Annotated in this window: 13 protein-coding genes and 2 pseudogenes; 4 read left to right on the top strand and 11 right to left on the bottom strand. The window is 59.5% G+C overall.

What is annotated here, in order from left to right; translation table 11 throughout:
* Window positions 1-110 precede the first annotated feature (110 nt).
* Complete coding sequence (locus tag NG696_RS21185) at window positions 111-524, top strand: DUF7793 family protein (RefSeq protein WP_252569995.1); 414 nt, start codon at window positions 111-113, stop codon at window positions 522-524.
* A 232-nt stretch (window positions 525-756) separates the two neighbouring features.
* On the opposite strand, the gene NG696_RS05885 is transcribed toward NG696_RS21185, so the two are convergent.
* Genes NG696_RS05885 through NG696_RS05875 form a run of 3 tightly spaced genes read right to left on the bottom strand, consistent with a single transcriptional unit; the run spans window position 757 to window position 4,534 of the window.
* Window positions 757-2,205 (bottom strand): dihydrolipoamide acetyltransferase family protein, encoded by a 1,449-nt coding sequence (locus NG696_RS05885; protein WP_252574708.1) that lies wholly within the window; start codon window positions 2,203-2,205, stop codon window positions 757-759.
* 2 nt (window positions 2,206-2,207) lie between these two features.
* Window positions 2,208-3,320, bottom strand: coding sequence for an alpha-ketoacid dehydrogenase subunit beta (locus NG696_RS05880; protein WP_252574706.1), 1,113 nt, complete (start codon window positions 3,318-3,320; stop codon window positions 2,208-2,210).
* Window positions 3,317-4,534, bottom strand: coding sequence for a thiamine pyrophosphate-dependent dehydrogenase E1 component subunit alpha (locus NG696_RS05875; RefSeq protein WP_252574704.1), 1,218 nt, complete (start codon window positions 4,532-4,534; stop codon window positions 3,317-3,319). The genes NG696_RS05880 and NG696_RS05875 overlap by 4 nt, the downstream gene beginning before the upstream one ends.
* 159 nt (window positions 4,535-4,693) lie before the next feature.
* On the opposite strand from NG696_RS05875, the gene NG696_RS05870 reads away from it, so the two are divergent.
* Window positions 4,694-5,158 carry an Lrp/AsnC family transcriptional regulator gene (locus tag NG696_RS05870; RefSeq protein WP_252574702.1) on the top strand — a complete coding sequence of 155 codons (465 nt, stop codon included), beginning with the start codon at window positions 4,694-4,696 and terminating at the stop codon, window positions 5,156-5,158.
* Between the two features lie 27 nt (window positions 5,159-5,185).
* Here NG696_RS05870 and NG696_RS05865 read toward each other — a convergent pair whose 3' ends face one another.
* Window positions 5,186-6,544, bottom strand: a complete 1,359-nt coding sequence (locus NG696_RS05865; protein ID WP_252574700.1) for a MinD/ParA family ATP-binding protein — start codon at window positions 6,542-6,544, stop codon at window positions 5,186-5,188.
* A gap of 39 nt (window positions 6,545-6,583) precedes the next feature.
* Window positions 6,584-7,293 (bottom strand): annotated as a pseudogene (locus NG696_RS05860) (transposase); the annotation flags it as partial.
* Window positions 7,294-7,527: 234 nt separating this feature from the next.
* On the opposite strand from NG696_RS05860, the gene NG696_RS05855 reads away from it, so the two are divergent.
* Window positions 7,528-8,685, top strand: coding sequence for a glycosyltransferase family protein (locus NG696_RS05855; RefSeq protein ID WP_252574698.1), 1,158 nt, complete (start codon window positions 7,528-7,530; stop codon window positions 8,683-8,685).
* Window positions 8,686-8,797: 112 nt separating this feature from the next.
* Window positions 8,798-10,069, top strand: a complete 1,272-nt coding sequence (locus NG696_RS05850; RefSeq protein ID WP_252574696.1) for a lipopolysaccharide biosynthesis protein — start codon at window positions 8,798-8,800, stop codon at window positions 10,067-10,069.
* Between the two features lie 275 nt (window positions 10,070-10,344).
* Here NG696_RS05850 and NG696_RS05845 read toward each other — a convergent pair.
* The 6 genes and pseudogenes from NG696_RS05845 to wecB form a co-directional block, all read right to left on the bottom strand.
* Window positions 10,345-11,493, bottom strand: a pseudogene (locus NG696_RS05845) (IS3 family transposase).
* Window positions 11,494-11,755: 262 nt separating this feature from the next.
* Window positions 11,756-12,367 (bottom strand): glycosyltransferase, encoded by a 612-nt coding sequence (locus NG696_RS21080; protein ID WP_374211182.1) that lies wholly within the window; start codon window positions 12,365-12,367, stop codon window positions 11,756-11,758.
* A 621-nt stretch (window positions 12,368-12,988) separates the two neighbouring features.
* Entirely contained in the window at window positions 12,989-14,317 is a 1,329-nt protein-coding gene (locus NG696_RS05840; protein WP_252574694.1) for an O-antigen ligase family protein, read from the bottom strand.
* The gene (locus NG696_RS05835) at window positions 14,305-15,411 is read right to left on the bottom strand and encodes a glycosyltransferase family 4 protein (protein WP_252574692.1); all 1,107 of its coding nucleotides are present in this window, start codon (window positions 15,409-15,411) and stop codon (window positions 14,305-14,307) included. The genes NG696_RS05840 and NG696_RS05835 overlap by 13 nt, the downstream gene beginning before the upstream one ends.
* Before the next feature lie 75 nt (window positions 15,412-15,486).
* Window positions 15,487-16,020 carry a hypothetical protein gene (locus tag NG696_RS05830; RefSeq protein ID WP_252574690.1) on the bottom strand — a complete coding sequence of 178 codons (534 nt, stop codon included), beginning with the start codon at window positions 16,018-16,020 and terminating at the stop codon, window positions 15,487-15,489.
* An 876-nt stretch (window positions 16,021-16,896) separates the two neighbouring features.
* Entirely contained in the window at window positions 16,897-18,048 is a 1,152-nt protein-coding gene (wecB, locus tag NG696_RS05825) for a non-hydrolyzing UDP-N-acetylglucosamine 2-epimerase (protein ID WP_252574687.1), read from the bottom strand.
* Window position 18,049 lies beyond the last annotated feature (1 nt).

The following is an 18,049-nucleotide window of genomic DNA, read 5'->3' as shown; positions in this document are numbered from 1 at the left end:
GGCCGCAGTTCGCATCGGAGAGGCTTGCGGGGAAGGGTCCGTGAGAAGTACAGGCCGTGCTTCCGGCATCCGCCGGGGCCGGTGTAGCAGCCGCGTTGGTGCCGACTATCATGGGGTCCAGAACCAATACGGAAGGCCATCGAGTGCGGCGAACTCCACTAGAAGGAGGAAAAGGCTCTGTCGAGCTCCGAGGCGACGGTATCGTCCATCTAATCTGGACGCCCCACGCCAAAATCGACGTAGCCGACGCCAGGGCAGCGATGGCGATGGTCAACGAGGTCTGCAACGGCGTCGATCATCCCATGCTGGTCGATATGGCTGCTACGGAAACTGTCAGCCGCGAAGCGCGCGCCGTATGGTCCATCCCGTGCGCGGCTTCACGGATCGCCCTACTCGGTTCCAGCCCGGTAGATCGAGTCATTGCTAACTTTTTCCTTGGCATCAACGCGCCCCATGCCCCCACGAAGTTCTTCACTTACAGGAGCGAAGCAATGAGCTGGCTGCTGGGAGACACTGCCCATTGATACAACTGAGGGTAGGGCCGTTCTGCTTGCAACTGGGACGAAACCTGGCAGCTGCGCGCATGTCAGGGCCAGGACGCTTCCCAGCCTGACGCCCGTGTCGCCGCGATCAAGGCGGCGCAGTGTGGGCATGGAGAGATTGGCCCGGTCCGCGGCCAGCTCTGAGGCCAAGCACGATTCTCCATTGCTTCAGGTGCTCGCCCAACAGCTCTGCGGTTTCGTCCACCAAGGCCACCTATATGTCGGCGAGGATGGACGTCGGCTTCTCAATGGCATCGGCCACGAACCGGAGGAACCCGGCTGCTGCGCCGCCGTCGCACACGCGGTGATCGAACGTGAGCGTCAGTTCGGTGACCTTGCGGACCGCGAGTTCCCCGTCCGCCACCCACGGCTTGTCGATGATCCGGCCAACTCCGAGGATTGCCACCTCGGGGTGGTTAATGATGGCTGCGGAACCGTCCACGCCGAAAACGCCGTAGTTGTTCAGCGTGAACGTGCCGCTGCCCAGCTGCTCCGGCGTCGCCTTGCCCTCGCGTACGATGGCGGTAAGTCGGCGGATCTCCGCGTCCAGTTCGCGGGCACTGAGTTTGTCCGCGTTGCGGATCGAAGGGACCATCAGTCCGCGGTCCGTCTGGGCGGCGAAGCCCAGGTTGATGCCGGCAAAGCCAACGATCTCCTGGGAGCCGTCGGCAGCAGTTTCGATGCGGGTGTTCAGGTCCGGGAATCGTTTTAACCCGGCCGTGACAAAACGCGCGATGAACGCGAGGAGACCCGGGGTATTGTGCGGATCGGACTTCTTGAGGCCTGCCCGGAGTTCCACCAGCGCCGTGGCATCGACGTCAACCCAGACCGTGGCCTCAGGGATCTCCGCACGGCTGCGGGACATGTTGGCGGACACGGCCTTGCGGACACCTTTGACGGGCGTCCGGGACGAAATGCCCAGGCCAGTGCGGGAATCGACAGCCCCCTGGGTTTCGACGGGCTCAACCACCGGGCGTTCGGTGGTTGAGCCTGTCGAAACCTCAACCGCCGGATGGATGACCGCCTCAACGTCCCTGCGCATGATCAGCCCACTGTCCCCGGACCCGTGAATGTCGCCGAGGTCCACGCCGTGTTCCCGGGCCATGCGCCGGACGAGCGGTGAAATGACCGCGCCTAGCTTGCCCGGGACCCTCGTGCGGAGCAGCAGCAGGTCATCGGCCGCCTTCTGGGCGTCAGGCTCAATCACCGGATGGTCGTTGGTTGAGCTCGCCGAACCCACGCGGGGGGCCCTGGTTCGCCGGGCAGCGCCACCGCCGCCGGGCGTTCCATACCCGATCAGCACGTTTCCGGAACCGGCCTTCTCCTCCTCGCGGTAGGTAGCCGCGGCACCGGTTTCGGCAGGCTCAGTTTCGACAGGCTCAACCACCGAGCCAGGCTCAACCACCGGCGTCGGCGCACCCACCGGAAGCACCGAGATCAGCGGTTTGCCCACATCCAGCGTCTGGCCTGGTTCGCCATGGAGCACCGTGACAGTGCCGGCGTACGGGGACGGGACTTCCACCATGGACTTGGCCGTCTCCACTTCGGCGATGGGCTGGTCCACCCGGATCTCATCCCCCACAGACACAAGCCAGTTGACCAGCTCGGCTTCGGTCAGGCCTTCGCCGAGGTCGGGCAGCAGGAATACTTTCGGTTCACTCATGGTCAGTTCTCCCACTGGAGGTCGTCTACGGCGTCGAGGATGCGGTCCACGCCGGGCAGGTAGTAGTGCTCGAGCTTCGGAGCGGGGTACGGGACGTCAAATCCCGTCACGCGGCGGATGGGGGCGGCGAGGTAGTGGAAGCAGCGTTCCTGGACCCGCGCCACGATCTCGGAGGATACGGACGCGAAGCCGTGGGCTTCAGCGATCACCACGGCCCGGCCGGTCTTACGGACGGACGCGCACACCGTCTCGTCGTCGAACGGAACGATGGAGCGGACGTCGATGACTTCCAGGGAGCGCCCCTCCTCGGCAGCAGCGGCGGCTGCCGCCAGCGCCGTGGGCACCGACGGTCCATAGGCGATGAGCGTTGCGTCAGTCCCGGACCGGGCGACGGCGGCACGGCCTTCCGAGGACACCCCGGCGTCCGCGTTCGCCAAGTGCTGCGCCCGGAGATCCTCTAGGTCCACCAGGTCCTTGGACCAGTAGAGCTTCTTCGGTTCCATAAACATGACGGGATCGTCCGAGTCGATGGCCTCCCGCAGCATCCGGTACGAGTCGGCCACGGTGGCGGGCGTGAACACCTTCAGGCCCGCGGTGTGGGCGTAGTAGGACTCGGAGGAGTCGCAGTGGTGCTCCACTCCCCCGATCCCGCCGGCGTAGGGAACCCGGATCACCATGGGCAGTTTCACGGTCCCCCTGGTGCGGTTGTGCATCTTGGCCACGTGGCTGACGATCTGCTGGAACGCCGGATACGCGAACGCATCGAACTGCATCTCCACCACCGGCCGCATCCCGTTCATGGCCATGCCCACGGCCATGCCCACAATGCCGGACTCGGCCAGCGGGGTATCGAAGCAGCGCTGCTCCCCGAACGTCCTGGTGAGGCCGTCGGTGATGCGGAAGACCCCGCCCAGGAGGCCCACGTCCTCGCCGAAGACCAGGACGGACGGGTCGGCGTGCATGGCATCAGCCAATGCCGTGTTGAGGGCCTTGGCCATGGTGACGGCCTGCGGCCCGGAAGCTTCAGCCACAGAAGCGGCGGAAGCCGCAGCCCGGGCAGTTGCCGCACTGACGTTGCCGTTCGCTTCTGACGAAGTGGTGATGGTCGGACTCATTTCGGCGACTCCTCAGATGACGCTTCCCGGGCAAGTTCGTCAGCCAGCATGGCTGACTGTTCCTTCAGCTGTGGTGTTGGCACGGAGAACACGTGCCGGAAGAGTTCCTGGGGGTCCACCGGAACGTCCTCACCCAGCCCCTCGCGAAGTTGAGTGGCAACGTCCTCAGCGTGAGCAGCGATCCGCGCGGCGCCGTCGTCGTCCAGCAGTCCCCGCCCGGTGAGGTACGTCTTCATCCGGCTGATGGGATCCTTAGCCAGCCACTCGGCCACCTCGCTGTCCTGCCGGTAGCGGGTGGCATCATCGGCGTTGGTGTGTGCCTGCATCCGGTACGTGTGTGCCTCCACGAGGAGCGGCCCGGAACCTTCCCGTGCGAGCTTCACTGCCCGGTCCAGCACGGCGAGGAGGGCCACCACGTCGTTGCCGTCCACCCGCTCGCCGGCCATGCCGTAGCCCACCGCCTTGTGGGCGAGCGACGGCGCCACGGACTGGTGCGCCAGCGGCACCGAGATGGCGTACTTGTTGTTCTGGACGAAGAAGACAACGGGCAGGTGGAAGACGGCGGCGAAGTTCAGGGCCTCATGGAAGTCGCCTTCGCTGGTGGCGCCGTCCCCGCACATCGCCAGGACAACGGTGTCTTCGCCGCGGAGCTTTGCCGCGTGCGCCACACCCACGCCATGCAGCAGCTGGGTGGTGAGCGGCGTGCACTGGATGCCCACCTTGTGCCTGGCCGGATCGTAGCCGCTGTGCCAGTCTCCGCGGAAGATGGTCATGGTTTCCACGGGATCAACTCCCCGGGCCATGACTGCCACGGCGTCCCGGTAGGTGGGAAACAGCCAGTCGCCGTCGGAGAGACACAGTGCGGCTGCCACCTGGCAGGCTTCCTGGCCGTGGCTGGACGGGTACACGGCCATGCGGCCCTGGCGGACGAGCGCCGAATTCTGATCGTTGACGCGGCGTCCGACGACGAGCTGCTCATAAGCGGCCAGCAGTTCCTCATCCGCGGGAAGCGGATACTCGTGGCCGGGTTCTGTGCCCTGCTCACTTTCTGCCATGAGCCGTCCGTCCGGGTCCACCATCTGGATCTGGTGCCGGGCGGGCAGCATGTAGTCCTCCACCGTGATGCCGAACTTCCGCACCGCTTCGGATACTGCGTCTTCAGCCGGCAAACGCTGGGCCTGGTCCGGCGCAGGGTGGTCCGCGGAGATCGTCATTGGTCCGTCCTTCTGTAGCCACTAGTCGGTTCCAGTATGGCCCTCGAGGAAGTTTCGTATCCAGTAGTTCACCAAATCGTGGAAGGTTCCGCCGGATGGACCTACTCTAGAAGACGAATTGAAATGTGATCTGGATAACGAGCGGGAGCGGTGGACGAATTGGCACGACTTGAAGGAGAGCCCGGTGAGGTGCCGCTGGACGACGTCGATCGCCGCATCATCGCCGAACTCACCCGGGACGGGAGGATGTCCGTGACGCAGGTGGCTGAGAACGTCCACATTTCGCGGGCGCACGCCTACACCCGCATCGCCAGGCTCACGGGCGAGGGGGTGCTGGCCAAGTTCACTGCGATCGTCGATCCGATCAAGGCGGGCCTCAAGTCCTCCGCCTACGTCACCCTGAAGTTGAGGCAGCACTCATGGCGCGAACTGCGCGACCAGCTGGCGGCCATACCGGAGGTACACCACGTCGCACTGGTGGGCGGAGACTTCGATGTAATCCTCCTTGTCCGCGCTGTGGACAATATCGACCTGCGGCGGGTCATCTTCGACCAGTTGCAGGCCATGCCCGGCGTGATCGATACGCAGACGTTCCTGGTGTTCGAGGATGTGGACACGCGGTAAGAACGCGCCATCGATCCCGCAGGTGCCCTACCGGTACCCGTCCACAATCGCCGCAGCAATCTCCCGGTATGCGCGCCGGGTCTCGGGCCTGAGCACGTCCAGGGTCACCAGGTCGCCGTCGGCCACGCCGCGGTCGTGCGGGACCGCGATGAGTTCGCGGCAGATGCCGGACAGGTGTTCCTCGATGGCGTCCTTGTCCACGCGGGAGGACACCTCGTCCTTGTCCGTGATCACCACGATCGCGTTCCGGGCCAGTTCCTCGTACCCGTGGCTCGCCAGCCAGTGCAGGGTGCTGCGGGCACGCTTGGCCCCGCTCACCGCGTAGCCGGCGGCGATCACCAGATTGTCCGCGGACTGCAGGATCCCGCTCATGGCGTTGTGCGTCACGCCGGTGCCGCAGTCGGTCAGTGCCACGGAGTAGTAGCCGGAGATAAGCTTGCGGATCCGCAGGTACTCGGCCGCGGTGAGCGAGTCGGAGACCTCCGGGTCCTGCTCCCCCGCGATCAGGTGCAGCCGGCCCGCATGGTGCATGTACCGGGCCAGCGCGGTGAGTGAGTCCACAGACTCAATATTCTTGAGCAGGTCCGTGATGGTGCGCGGGCTTGCCTGCTGGTAGATCCCCTCACCGAGGGCACGCTCCACCAGGTCGCCCGAGTCCGGATTTGCATCGATGGCACAGGGCGCATCCCCGCGGTATTCGGCGAGGGTCAGGCCCACGCCCACCGTAGTGGAGGTCTTGCCGATGCCGCCCTTGAGACTTAACACAGCTGTGTTGTAACTGCCCTGCAGCTGGCGCGAGATGCGTCGGGCCAACTCCTCCTCGTTGCGCTGCTTGGCCCCGGGGCCCATGTTCCAGGACCCGCCGGTCAGGTTGTACATGGCCCCGCGGAAGCCACCCACGGGGCGCGGCTTCTGCTCCTTGACGAACAAGCCGGGCGAGCTGATGAAGTCCGGCATCGGGGCGTCAGCGATGGTGTCGGCAACGGTGGGCCGCACGCGCCGGAAGGCAGGCGTTCCGGCAGGAGCGTCCGACGGCGCCGGCGCGGCCTCCGCGGCAGGCCCGGCCGAGGCAGAGGTACTTGAGTCCTGTTCGGCAGTCTGCTGTTCGGCGCCCGGGGCGGAGGCGGGCGCGCGGGAAGGCGCCGGGGCGTGCGTGGCTGGTTGACCGGCGTCGGCCGCTGCCGCTGCCTCCGCCCACGACGTCCGGCGTATCACGGGCTTGCCGGCGTCGGGCTGGCTGGAAGGGGTGGGCGGTATAACTGGCATGGTTCCTGTCCGGGCATCCATCAGCTCGCCGTCGGCACGACGAAGGTCACGACGACGCAGCTGCGGCTGCCCTGCATCCTCTGCATGAGCGCGTGCGTTCTGGTCCGCTGGATCGGGCATATCTGTCCCCCAGGATGTTTAGGCAAGAGGTTCTGAAGCGGTGTGGTGCTCGGTGATGTCCGTCAGCCACTTCCGATTCGGGGCCGTGGCGCTGAAGTCCCGCTCGATGAGGTCATCATGGACCGGCGGGCCGGCCTTGATCCCTGACCGGCGCCGGCGGTGGATCACCGAGAGGATTCCGTTCTGGGAGCACAGCCGCCAGATTCGGCGTTCGCTGGCCACGGCACTGGGTCCGGCGTTGATCTCATCAGCGATGAACCGGTAACCGAAGGCAGGATCGTCGCGGTGGTGATCGATGGCGGCGTTGATCAGGTGCGCTTCTTCCCAGTCCCGGGCAGGGACAGGGTTTGCGGCCCACTGGTAGTAGGCCTGTCTGGAAAAATTCAGTACCCGGCAGGACACTGCCACGGGAACCCGAACCGGGGCGTCCCTGGCAGCCAGCTCGCGGACCAGCGGGTACATCATTTTTTTGGATTGATGTCCCGGGACATATAGGCCACGGCGCGGCGCATGACTTCGGCTTCCTGCTCCAGGAGCCGGATGCGCTTTTTCGCCTCCCGCAGCTTCGCGGCGTCATCGGATACCGCCCCGGACGCTACGCCGTCCTCTTTGTCGGCGATCTTCATCCAGCGGTGCAGGGCAGCAGGTGAAACACCGAAGTCCTTGGCGATCTGGGTGACGGGTGCTTCGCCCTTGCGGGCAACCGCGACGACATCGCGGCGGAACTCTTCGGGAAAAGCTTTGGGCATGATGAACATCATTCCACCCGCAAGGATCAAATCCTCACAGGCAAAGTGTCAATCAAACCTTCAGCAGTCCCAATCCCCGGAAACTCAACAAATCACCCACACGGACCCCCGGCCATGTCAGGAGCCCTGGGCCGTGGACCGCTAACTCCCACTGGCCTCATTCACCTTGACAACTTCCGGGATTGCCTAGATCCTAGGAAAAGCGATAGCTGCTGCCTTCGGATGGAGGTGAGCATGTCGGCACTCGAACTACAGGGACCCATGACTCGCACAATAATCGTATCCGCGACGTTGGAGTCTCTTTCAATCGACGATGCAACTACTTCAAGCCAGTCGTATGAGTTGCAACTAGCACGTGCATTCGCCGAGATTCAATCAACTACGGTAATCTCACTCGTTGCAGTAGACGACGCGCGGCTCGATGGCTTGAAGCTCGTTGGTCTGAGGTCTGAGCCCCGTGGATTTACGTCAGCTTGGAGTCTAACGAGGGAGTTGCTTCGTGAGAAGCGGCGAGGCACTCAAGTTATATCGTTCGGATACGACCCACTTATGGTTCTGCCACTGGTGCTTGCACGAGCCCTTGGCGCTAACGCATACACAATCGTGTTTGACACCCACGTCGGGTCGTCCGAACGGTTCGCTCCAGTCAAGCGGACACTAGTGAACGCGTACTTCGGCCTAGGTATACTCTTATTGCGCGCCCTATCTGGGCTGTTCGTGGTCACTCGAGAGGCTGAAGAGAGGTTCTCGAGGCTGAATGGACGCACTTTGAGGACCCGCATAGGTTTTGATGTAGAGCGGGCCAAGCCATGGGGACGTCCGCTTTCCGAGGAATTTAGTGTCATCTACGCTGGCGCACTCGAGGTCTACAACGGGATCCAGCAAATGATGGACGGAGTCATTCTGCGAAATCGCGACGACTCGTCAACACGACCTGTAGTGCTTCACCTGTATGGCACCGGCAACCTGCGATCAATGGTTGAAGTGTATGCGGCGCGGCATGAGGGGATTGTCTATCACGGTGTTGGGGTCAAATCGCAAGTAGAGGCTGCTGTCCTGCGCTCCAATCTTGCCTTCAATTTGCGGGATCTAGACCACCCCGTGTCCGTAAACGCGTTTCCTTCAAAGCTGATCGAACTTCTTGGGTCGGGAGTCCCAGTTGCTACCACCGCTGTGCTGCCATCCGCGCTGTTGTCTAGATTCGCACTGGTTGTTGCCGAGGTGAGCGCGGAGAGCGTCATGGAAGCCCTTCGACGCGCAGAGAACAACTACGCGATTTTCGCGGAGAAGGCAGCATCGGCTCCAAGTTTCATAGAATGCGAGTACGACTGGCAGGTCATCGTTTCCGATATGTCAGGCTTCATGGGTGGCGTCTCCACCACGGTGGTGTAGTCCGATGGGCTTGGCTGGCACGAGCACCGCTGCGTGGCGCAGGATCTCAACGAATAGCGTATTCTTGTATGGAGCGGCCTCCGTCTTCCCACGGACGGTTGCAGCTTTCGGAATGCTCATCATTACCCCGGTGGGGTTGAGTCAACTCGGGGTCACCCATTTCGCCTATTGGCTGCTTGCTACCTATGTTTCGGGTTTAGTCGTAGCTCCCGACCTGGGCATTGGCAACAGTGTCGTAAATGAATTTGGGTCAGACCATGCAAGAGGCATAGGCCTTCGAACACATGAAACTCGCATTCGAGGCCTCATAAAGCTGCTCAGTGTCGTTGCGCTAACCTGGCTCCTCATAGGAGTAGTCATCGCATATGTATACTCGATTTCGAGCGGTCAGCAGCGTGATGAATCCATAATATTCGTGTCCCTCGTGCTTGGCCTCTTCTGTTTCCTTTCAGCCGTACCGGCATCCGTTGTGCAGAGAATTCAACTGTCGCAGGAGAAAGCGTCGCAAGCTGTCATTTGGGAGGGTGTAGGGAAGACGGTCGGGCTCGGCCTGTCACTAGCCGTCTTGCTGTGGTCACCCAACCTCTACCTCCTGATCGTTTCGTACATGTTGCCGGTGTCGATCTTTAGCTGGCTGAATGCTTTTCTCTTCTTGAAGTCGCAGGGAATGGCACCAGTGGGCAAGATGCCAGGTATTGTGCAAGCGGTGAGGGAGAATCGCCACACATTTAGCGTAGGTAAGTGGTTTCTTGTGATGCAGGTCTGTTACTTGCTTATTTCGGCCCTGGATCCGTATCTCGTGAATATCTTTGGCAGTCCGAGCGACTTGGTCTATTTCAACGTGGCTAAGCGGCCTTTCGATATGTTGCCGATGATCGTTTCAACATACGCATTGGCCCTTTGGCCCGTCTTTCGACGACTGCGCACGCAGGCAGACACTGCCCGTCTACATCGACTCTTTGTCTCGGTGACCCTCGTCAGCGTCGGCTTAGCGGCCCTGGGAAGTGTGGTTATCGTATTGGTGCGCGGCCCCATATACAGCTACCTCAGCGGTGGCCGTGTAGCCCCGGATCTTCCTGACCTGCTCTACTTCTTATTGCTCATGATAAGCACAGCCAGTGTCTTGATCTCGACGAACTACTTGAACGCTGCCGATCGCATCCGGAGCCAAGCATGGGTGTTTGTCTTTGGCGCAATTCTTCTGATCCTGGCCAAGGTCACGAGCCTAGCAATCGGCGATGTGCATTCCTTCGTGATGGCCTCTGCGGTTTCATACTTTCTATTCGTCGCTCTTCCCCTGCTAATGCTCTGCAGCCAAACGAAGCACAAAACTTTGATGTCGGGCTTTGCCAAGCGAAGTGCTGCGACTATCCGCGAGGAGTAGCCCGCCGCCGCTGCGGAATTTTTCAAGCTGAACGGTACCAACGGGAGTTGGGCGGCTGTCTGTTCGGTGATCTCCTTTGGCGGCTTGTATCTCTTGAGTACCCCCTGTTGAACCGTCCCGGGTTTGATGCCGCTATCTTCTGTGAGAAAGATAGTGATTATGCCCAAGCAGTTCCCTCCCGAAGTCCGTGACCGTGCAGTGCGCATGACCTTGGATCGGTTGTCCGAATACCCGTCTGTTTATGCTTGGTTGGGCCCCCGTTAGCAGTCCAGCGTCTATGCGATAGCTAATGTGGTTTTTTCGGTCCACGTTTCCCAGTAGCGTTTCGGCGTCATGCCGTCCAGGGATCCGTGGGGCCGTTCATGATTGTAGATAGCTTTCCATTCGTCGGCCAAATACTTCGCTTCGGCCATGGTGTCCATGATTTCTCCGGAGAGATGTTCCCTTCTGAATTGGGCGTTGAAGGATTCAATGAAGCCGTTCTGCCAAGGCGATCCCGGGTCGATGAATGCGGTGTCGACCCCGGCGGTGTTGCACCAGTCGACCAATGCGGCGGCGGTGAATTCCGGCCCGTTGTCGCACCGGACGTAGGTCGGGGGCGGTGCCGGTTTCGGCGATGATGTTCTCCAGCACCGCGACGACGTCGGTGGCTTTGAATGACCGGCGCGGGATGATGGCCAGCGCGGTGCGGGTGTATTCGTCGATGACGTTGAAGAACCGGATGTGCCGGCCGCAGGAGGTCACATCGGACTGGAAGTCGAAGCTGACCACGTGCATCGGGTACTTGGCCGTGAGCCGTTTCTGCTCACCGGCGCCGGGCCCGGTGCGGCGCTTCTTCCGCGCCCTTGGTTTACAGGTCAGCCCTTCGTCGCGCCAGAGCCGGCGCACCCGCTTCCGGTTCAGCGCCACGCCGTCCCACTCGGGCTGGTCCAGCAGGTGCCAGCGGGCCTTCCGCCAGCCCCAAGCGGGGTGCTTCCCGGCGACGGTGCGCAGGGCTGCGCGGAGCTGGGCTTCCTCGAAGCCCATGTCGGGTTTCCTCTTGCGGAACGCTGACCGGTTCTGGCCCAGGACCGCGCAAGCGAAGCGTTCGGACGCCCCGAACTTCTCCACCGCCATGCGCACGGCACGGCGGCGGGGTTCGGGGCTCAGAATTTTCCCTTGGCTACCTCGTTGAGGTTGTCGATGGCCAGTTCCTTCTCCGCCAGCAGACGCTTGAGCCGGGCGTTCTCCTTCTCCAACTCTTTGGTCCGTTTGGACGCTTCGGCGTTCTTCTCGGACCCGTACTGATTCAGCCACCGATACCAGGTCGCCTCGGTGACCTGGAGCTCCTTGATGACCTCGACCATCGGACGTCCGTCATTGAGCATTTTCTGGCCTTGCCGGACTTTGGCGATGACCTGCTCGGGGGTGTGTCTGCGTGCCATGATTCGTGAATTTCCTCCTGTGTCCATTCTCGGACACGAAACTCACACAAACACTGGACTTCTATCCGGGGACCCAACCAATCTGCGAAGGGCCCGTAAACGACGACCACCCACCTCAACAGGGGGTACTCAAGAGATACAAGCCACAAAACCGCGGCCGGCCCCGAAATCAAGCAGGACCAACCGCGGATCGGTGGATCAAGGCTAAGACAGCCGATGTTAGCGCTCTGGAAGGAACGAGTTGCTAAGTTTCAGCTGCTCGCTACAAATGGCGCTCTTCAACGAGCTCAAAAATATGATGCCTCTGTGCCGATGACCTTCTCCACAACCTGTATGCTCGGCCCGCCTCTAAGCGCCGACGGAGCCGCTCATCAGGATGGAGTCCTGCATATGCTGAGACCGCAGAAGTCCAAGACTCCACGGAGCATTCCGGTAGTACGACACCCCCTCCGGCCTTTAATCGTGGAGTCCAAGGCGTAACGTCGGCACACATGACTGGAAGTGAGGCAGAAAGCGCCTCAGCGATGACATGCGAAAAGTTTTCTCCCCGAGTGGGGTGCAAGAGGACATCGTAACCGTTGAGAGTCTGCACAACGACCGAACTGTCGAGGCTGCCCTTGAATGTGACTGTGATATTTGGCGGCAACGACTCTGCGACTACATAGCAACGTTTGGAATATTCAGCATCTTCCTCGGGACCGAAGATATCCAACACAATTTGGGCGCGTGCATTACGAAGAGAGATCAATAATTCCTCGATACCCTTTACGGGAACAAGTCGGCCTAATACGGCAGCGCGAAGGGTTGTACCTCCCCGAGCAGGACTCAACGGTTCTTCTGGTAAAACCGTGTTGTCCTCTTGGACTATGACCATCACCTGCTGTCCGATGGTCTTATGGATATCCTCGGACTCAATCGGACTTGATGCATGCCATGTGATCCGCTGGCTTGAATACATTCTTCGGAAAAGAAAAAGGAAGGCAGACTTCTTTTCCTTCCCAAGCAGGAGGGCTGCAGGGCCGAATTCGCCCCGTGGCGCAATTACGAACCTAGTTCGACTAAGTGGATTCAGGCGCCAAATAATAAATGGCAAGATTGAAAACAAAGGGTCGAAAAAACTGTTAACGTAGACTATTTCGGGTCTGAGATTCCGGGCGTAAAGGAGAGACCGCACTAAGTCGACCGCAGAGCCCACCGTTGTGTAGAGAACGCTCGCGCTCTCCCACCGCGTGGGCGCGTTTCTCACAACGTCAAGTGGAGTGGTCTGACCAAGATCAGTATCAGAACAGATGACAGTGGTATCGAAACGTTCCGGTGCTTGTGACACTATAGCGGATACCGATTTTAGAGCCCCTCCGCCCAGAAATGAGGGGGGGAAAAATGCGCTGTAAACTACGACTCTCAAATTTCCATCAATTCTTCGCTTGTAAATGTCCTGGAACTTCGCTGTGGCCTATCGAGGATCGACCATTGGACCCGAAAGGGACGCGCCGACTTATTGCTGCTCAGCTTGTGGCGAATGACGGCGCTGGGGTTGCTCATTGTCCCCCTGCTGCTGACGCAGGGGACTCGCCGCATCTTGGTTGCCGTTTTTTTGAGCCGCAGTTCCTATCCTGCATACTGCGAACCACATCAGCATGAAGATCATGAATATCGGGCCGATCGGAGATAGCATCCAACCCTCAAAGCAACTATGAGCGATTACTGCTAAGGCTAGTACCACGCTGCGCCAGCCAAAGGATTTTCCAGAGACAAGCAGGGAAACCCACATCGCAGCAACCGCCATCACTCCCCAGAACCCAGCATGTACGAACGCACGAAGTGGACTACTTGCAACCTCAACGCTTTCGTTCAGACCAATACCCGTCCAAGGCGCCAACTGAAGAACGCGCTGCGCCTCATTCAAAGTACCAATCCGCGAATTAGAATCTGCGATCAAGGCCTTGTCCAAAAACGTATCACCTATTCCCAATGCAAAGAGAGTGAGCATAAGAAATCCCATTAGTAGCCAAGACAAACCACGCTTCTGCTTTGAACCGAAAAAAATCCGACCCAGGACAAGTACACCGACGGCAAGTAGACTAGCCCGACTTCCGGTCCAGAATAGAGACAGGATTCCCACACAAAGGCCAATTCGAGAAATTAGGGAGCGTGGCCTATAAAGGATGGCAAGCGCTATCAAACAGAACGAGTAGAAACCTAGAAGGTTGGCGTTCGTTGTCAATCCACGCAAGCGTCCACCTGCCAAGGCGGTCTCGGGAAGGATGATTCCGGCCGCTAAAGATGATGCAGCTACGACGAGCAGGGCCGCCAACAAGCCAAAGTACAGGTGCTGGGGGGACACGCGCGGAAGAACACCGAGGCCAAACATCAAGATAATTAGCGCAGCACTATAGCCAATAAAGTCGCCCCAAGAATTGTGAGCAAGCATGGCTGCAATGAGATAAATGAACAAGGGACCAAGGATCCCGTACATCCTTGGTGAGCCTGATGATACGGACGTGGACGCAGACCGTGAACCTGCCACAAAACTTAGGATAATGAAGATGATCGCGGTAAATCGATACGCTGCGGATAGGACGCCAGATTCTGAAGTCCATAAACTTGAAGACAGCACAATACAAATACTGGCAAGAAATATCCAAAGCGACGGACTGGCCCTAACAACCATAAGCGCAAGGAGCAAAACGACGCCGCAAAGTCCCAGAATGAAGGACGGACCCATTACGATTGCCGCGCAAGACACTAACCAGGCCATAAAAGTGAGAACGCCTGCAGCAGAACGAAATTTTACATTTCGTCGCCGTGTATCTAGATCAACCATGGCGCCGCCTTCGCATCGTCTTCGCCTCTTCCGTCGAGCTCGACCACGGCAAGCAAGTACTGTGCAGCAGCCTGAGGCGATATCGCAGTTTCAGACCATTCAATCAATCGACGCCGATCACTCCCGAGTTGTTGTCTGGCCGAACTTATCACGTCTGCCAGTTCCGTCGGGTGGGCTGGTGAGAATGTCCAACCCTGGAGCTCACCCCGCACAAGTTCACTCGCACCAGCGGCGCTACTGACTGCCACTCGTGTTCCGGATTGGAGCGCCTCGTTCACAACAACTCCCCAGCCGTCGTAGGAGCTTGGAAGGACCAACAAGTCAGCGTCCGCCATTTCCTGACGAACCTGTCGATTACTACCGAACGGTAGAAATGAAACGCGCTGTCCAACACCAGCGAACTCCGCCGATCGTCGCACTTTACCGAGCTCGGACCCTTCTCCAACGTAACGAAGTTCCCAGTCATGATCGGGGAAGGACGCCAGAGATTCGAGCAACATCAGAGGCTTCTTAAGTGCGCTCATGGATCCGACAAACAAAACACGAAAGGGACGCCCTTCAGTCGGCATCCGTAGCGCTTCTGATTTGTCAACAAAATATCCAAAGGGCTGAAGCTTCCCGGACGCAATCCCTGCTCGCTCAAATTGCTTGCGTGCCAGTTCTCCGATGGTCAGGATTGAGTCGACAGCATTTCCATATTTGGCCACCTTATGCTTGTAGAGAAGGGTTCTCAAGCTAGCCCGGGCACCTCTCGGGTCCCAAGATTCACTGATGATAGAAACATGATTACGCTTCCCTCTCAGCAAATCCTTGAATGAGGAAGTCGGTCCCGGGTAGGAGGCAAGGCCCGAAAACAAATGAGCATCAGCGTTCCTCAGCCTCTTCAGGATCAGCGCCCTCTGTGAAGGACTCGGACCTATTATCACCTCGCAGGAGCCGTAATCAGCCGTCTCCCAGCCCATAGACTGCCGTTCAAGAGGGATGTCCTCGTCCGCGATGACTGTGACGTCAACACCTGGGGTCGCGCTCAACTCTCTCAGGAGCGGCGCCTGATGAATAGAGATGCAATTCTGCCAGAAGACCAGCTTTTTCAATTCAAAACTTCCAAGCTTCGTCGTGTACTCACGAAAAGTCCCCTTGACACTCCATGCCACCCGCCTCGATTGCGCCTAGTCATCCGGCCCAACTGATTCTTTGGAGGCGACGGCTTCGCGGTCTTCGTCCACCTCAGGGCGGATCCGGCGGTACGCGCGCCAGGAAAAAACCGAGAAGGCGACGGCTAAGCCAGCCATTAGTCCTACGAATAAACCCCCGTCAACAAAGACAGCAGCCAATGAAGCAAGCGCATATGCGAATATCTGGGGTCGAACTCTCGCGCCTGCCGGCGACGCAAATGACATCAGAACTGCATAGATAAAGAAACTTAGAAGGATCCCCACCCCGGCACCGGTGAGCCCGAATTTCGAAATTAGGTAGAAGGAAACCATGGTTCCAGTCGTTGCGGCCAACACGGACACGTTCCTGATCCGGCTCGACTTAACGTTGAGCAGATGGAGCCATGACAGATACTGGCCCACATTACTCAGAACGGCTGCTGCCAGTTGAAGTTTCAGCGCCAGCACGTATGTGTACGAGGGACCCACAATCAGGTTCAACACCACCTCACCGAATAGGTGAACCAGGACGAGGGCAACGAGGCCCACGCACAGTGAGATTGTACAGAGGAAGGATACCAACGCATCGACATAGCTCCGCCCCCCCCAGAAGTCCAGATGTTCTGGACCCTGGGATACAAGAGCGTATTGACTACGCCGAGCGCCGCACCCAGTGTAAGTGTTGCGACCTGGTTCATCGCAGCATATATGCCAACATCGTCTGTCGAAGCCGCGAGCGGAAGTATCAACAGGTTGAGGTTCAATAAGACTGTAAATGCCATCGACGCCAGCGCCAGAGAGATCCCAACGTGGACCTTCCAGGGACGCCTAGGACGCCGCGGCGCCCCCGATCCTAGTTCCGGCGTTCCGGCACGGCTCCGGGGCACGACGGCTAGAACCGCCACGCCAGACAGCAGGCCCGCCAGACCTACAGCTATTGTGGGCGCAACTCCCACAGCAAGCGAGCAAATCAAGGCAACTACGCGAACGCCTGTGCCTAAGATTAGGGTCCACGAGTACGGCCACGGCTTCTCCCACATGATCCAAGCGGTCGCCACAAGACGGTTGAAAGCAATGCCACACCCCCACCCCAGCAGCCCGAAGGCTACGTCCGGGCTTCCGACAAGGAAGCCCCCCAGCATTACGAGGACGCCGAGTAGGCCAACTGACAGGAGGAGTCGGTTGAAAGCGAACAAGAAATTCTGTCTGTTGTCGAACGAACCGGGAAACCGCTGAAAGGGCAGGATCGTCCGCTCGGCTGAAAGCAGACTGAAGTAGAGACCCGCGGCTATCGACAGTGATACTAGGGCGAAGTCGGCCGTAGTAAGCATTCTCGTGAGAACCGGAAGTTGCACAGCCGCGGCAACCAACGAGAAAACCCTTGCGAAGCCTACAGCTGAAGCAGCACTCCCGATTCGAGCGAAACTAGCTCCCATTGTCACCGATGCGGCGGCGGAGGCCGGCCCTCAGGTGGTGAGCATGTGCAGCCGACCGAATGAAGGTCACAACGCGACGGGAAGCGTCATCTATCTGGTAATCCGTTGGAGGAGCAACGTAGCCATCGTCACTTATCTGCCCAAGGGTCAGCTCGATGGCGTCCAGGATGCTCTCCTTGTGCAGCCCCGAAGTCACGATGCTGGCCGTGTCCAGCGACTCAGGCCGCTCGATGAAGTCACGCAGCGTTACCGCGGCAAAACCGAGCAGGGAAGACTCCTCGCTGATCGTTCCGCTGTCAGAAAGCACTATCAGAGCTTCCTTTTGCAGCTTAACGTAGTCGTTAAATCCGAATGGCGGGTGGAGGACGACGCCGGCCTTGAGTTCCTCTGGCTGACCTTCAAGGCGCTTGCGGGTCCGAGGATGCGTTGACAACAACACTGGCACACCATAATGGGCGCCAACAGCATTCAGCGCTTCAAGAACGGTCCGCAGACGCTCGGGGCTGTCCACATTTTCCTCGCGGTGGAGGCTGACCAACACGTACTGGCCCGTCTGGAGGCCTTGTCGTTCCAGAATGTCACTGGCATCGATGGCCGTGGCATTGGCTTTGAGGACTTCTTTCATGGGGGAACCGGTGAGCAAGATCCGTGCCGGATGGATTCCCTCGGCCAGCAAATTCCGCCGCGCATGTTCCGTGTAGACCAAGTTGTAGTCTGAAACGTGATCCACCAGGCGCCGGTTCACCTCCTCGGGAACGTTTTCATCAAAGCAGCGGTTTCCCGCTTCCATGTGGAACACAGGGATTTTCATGCGGCGGGCCATCACGGCTGATATGCAGCTGTTGGTATCCCCCAACACAACCATTGCGTCAGGCTTTTCTTCCAACAGGACCGCCTCGACGTTGGTCAAGATGGAGCCAAGCACAGCACCGAGGGACGATACGTCAGCTTGCAGGAAATGATCGGGCTTGCGCAGGCCGAGATCCTCAAAGAAGATCTCGTTCAGTTCATAGTCGTAATTCTGTCCGGTATGAATCAGAACGTGGTCTGTGTACTTGTCCAGACGTTTGATCGTGGCTGCAAGGCGAATAATCTCGGGCCTGGTGCCAACCACGGTGGCAACTTTAAGTTTGAACGTCATG

Source organism: Pseudarthrobacter cellobiosi, assembly GCF_023913755.1.
Classification (GTDB): Bacteria; Actinomycetota; Actinomycetes; order Actinomycetales; family Micrococcaceae; genus Arthrobacter; species Arthrobacter cellobiosi.
This window is presented reverse-complemented; position numbering and strand designations above follow the sequence as displayed.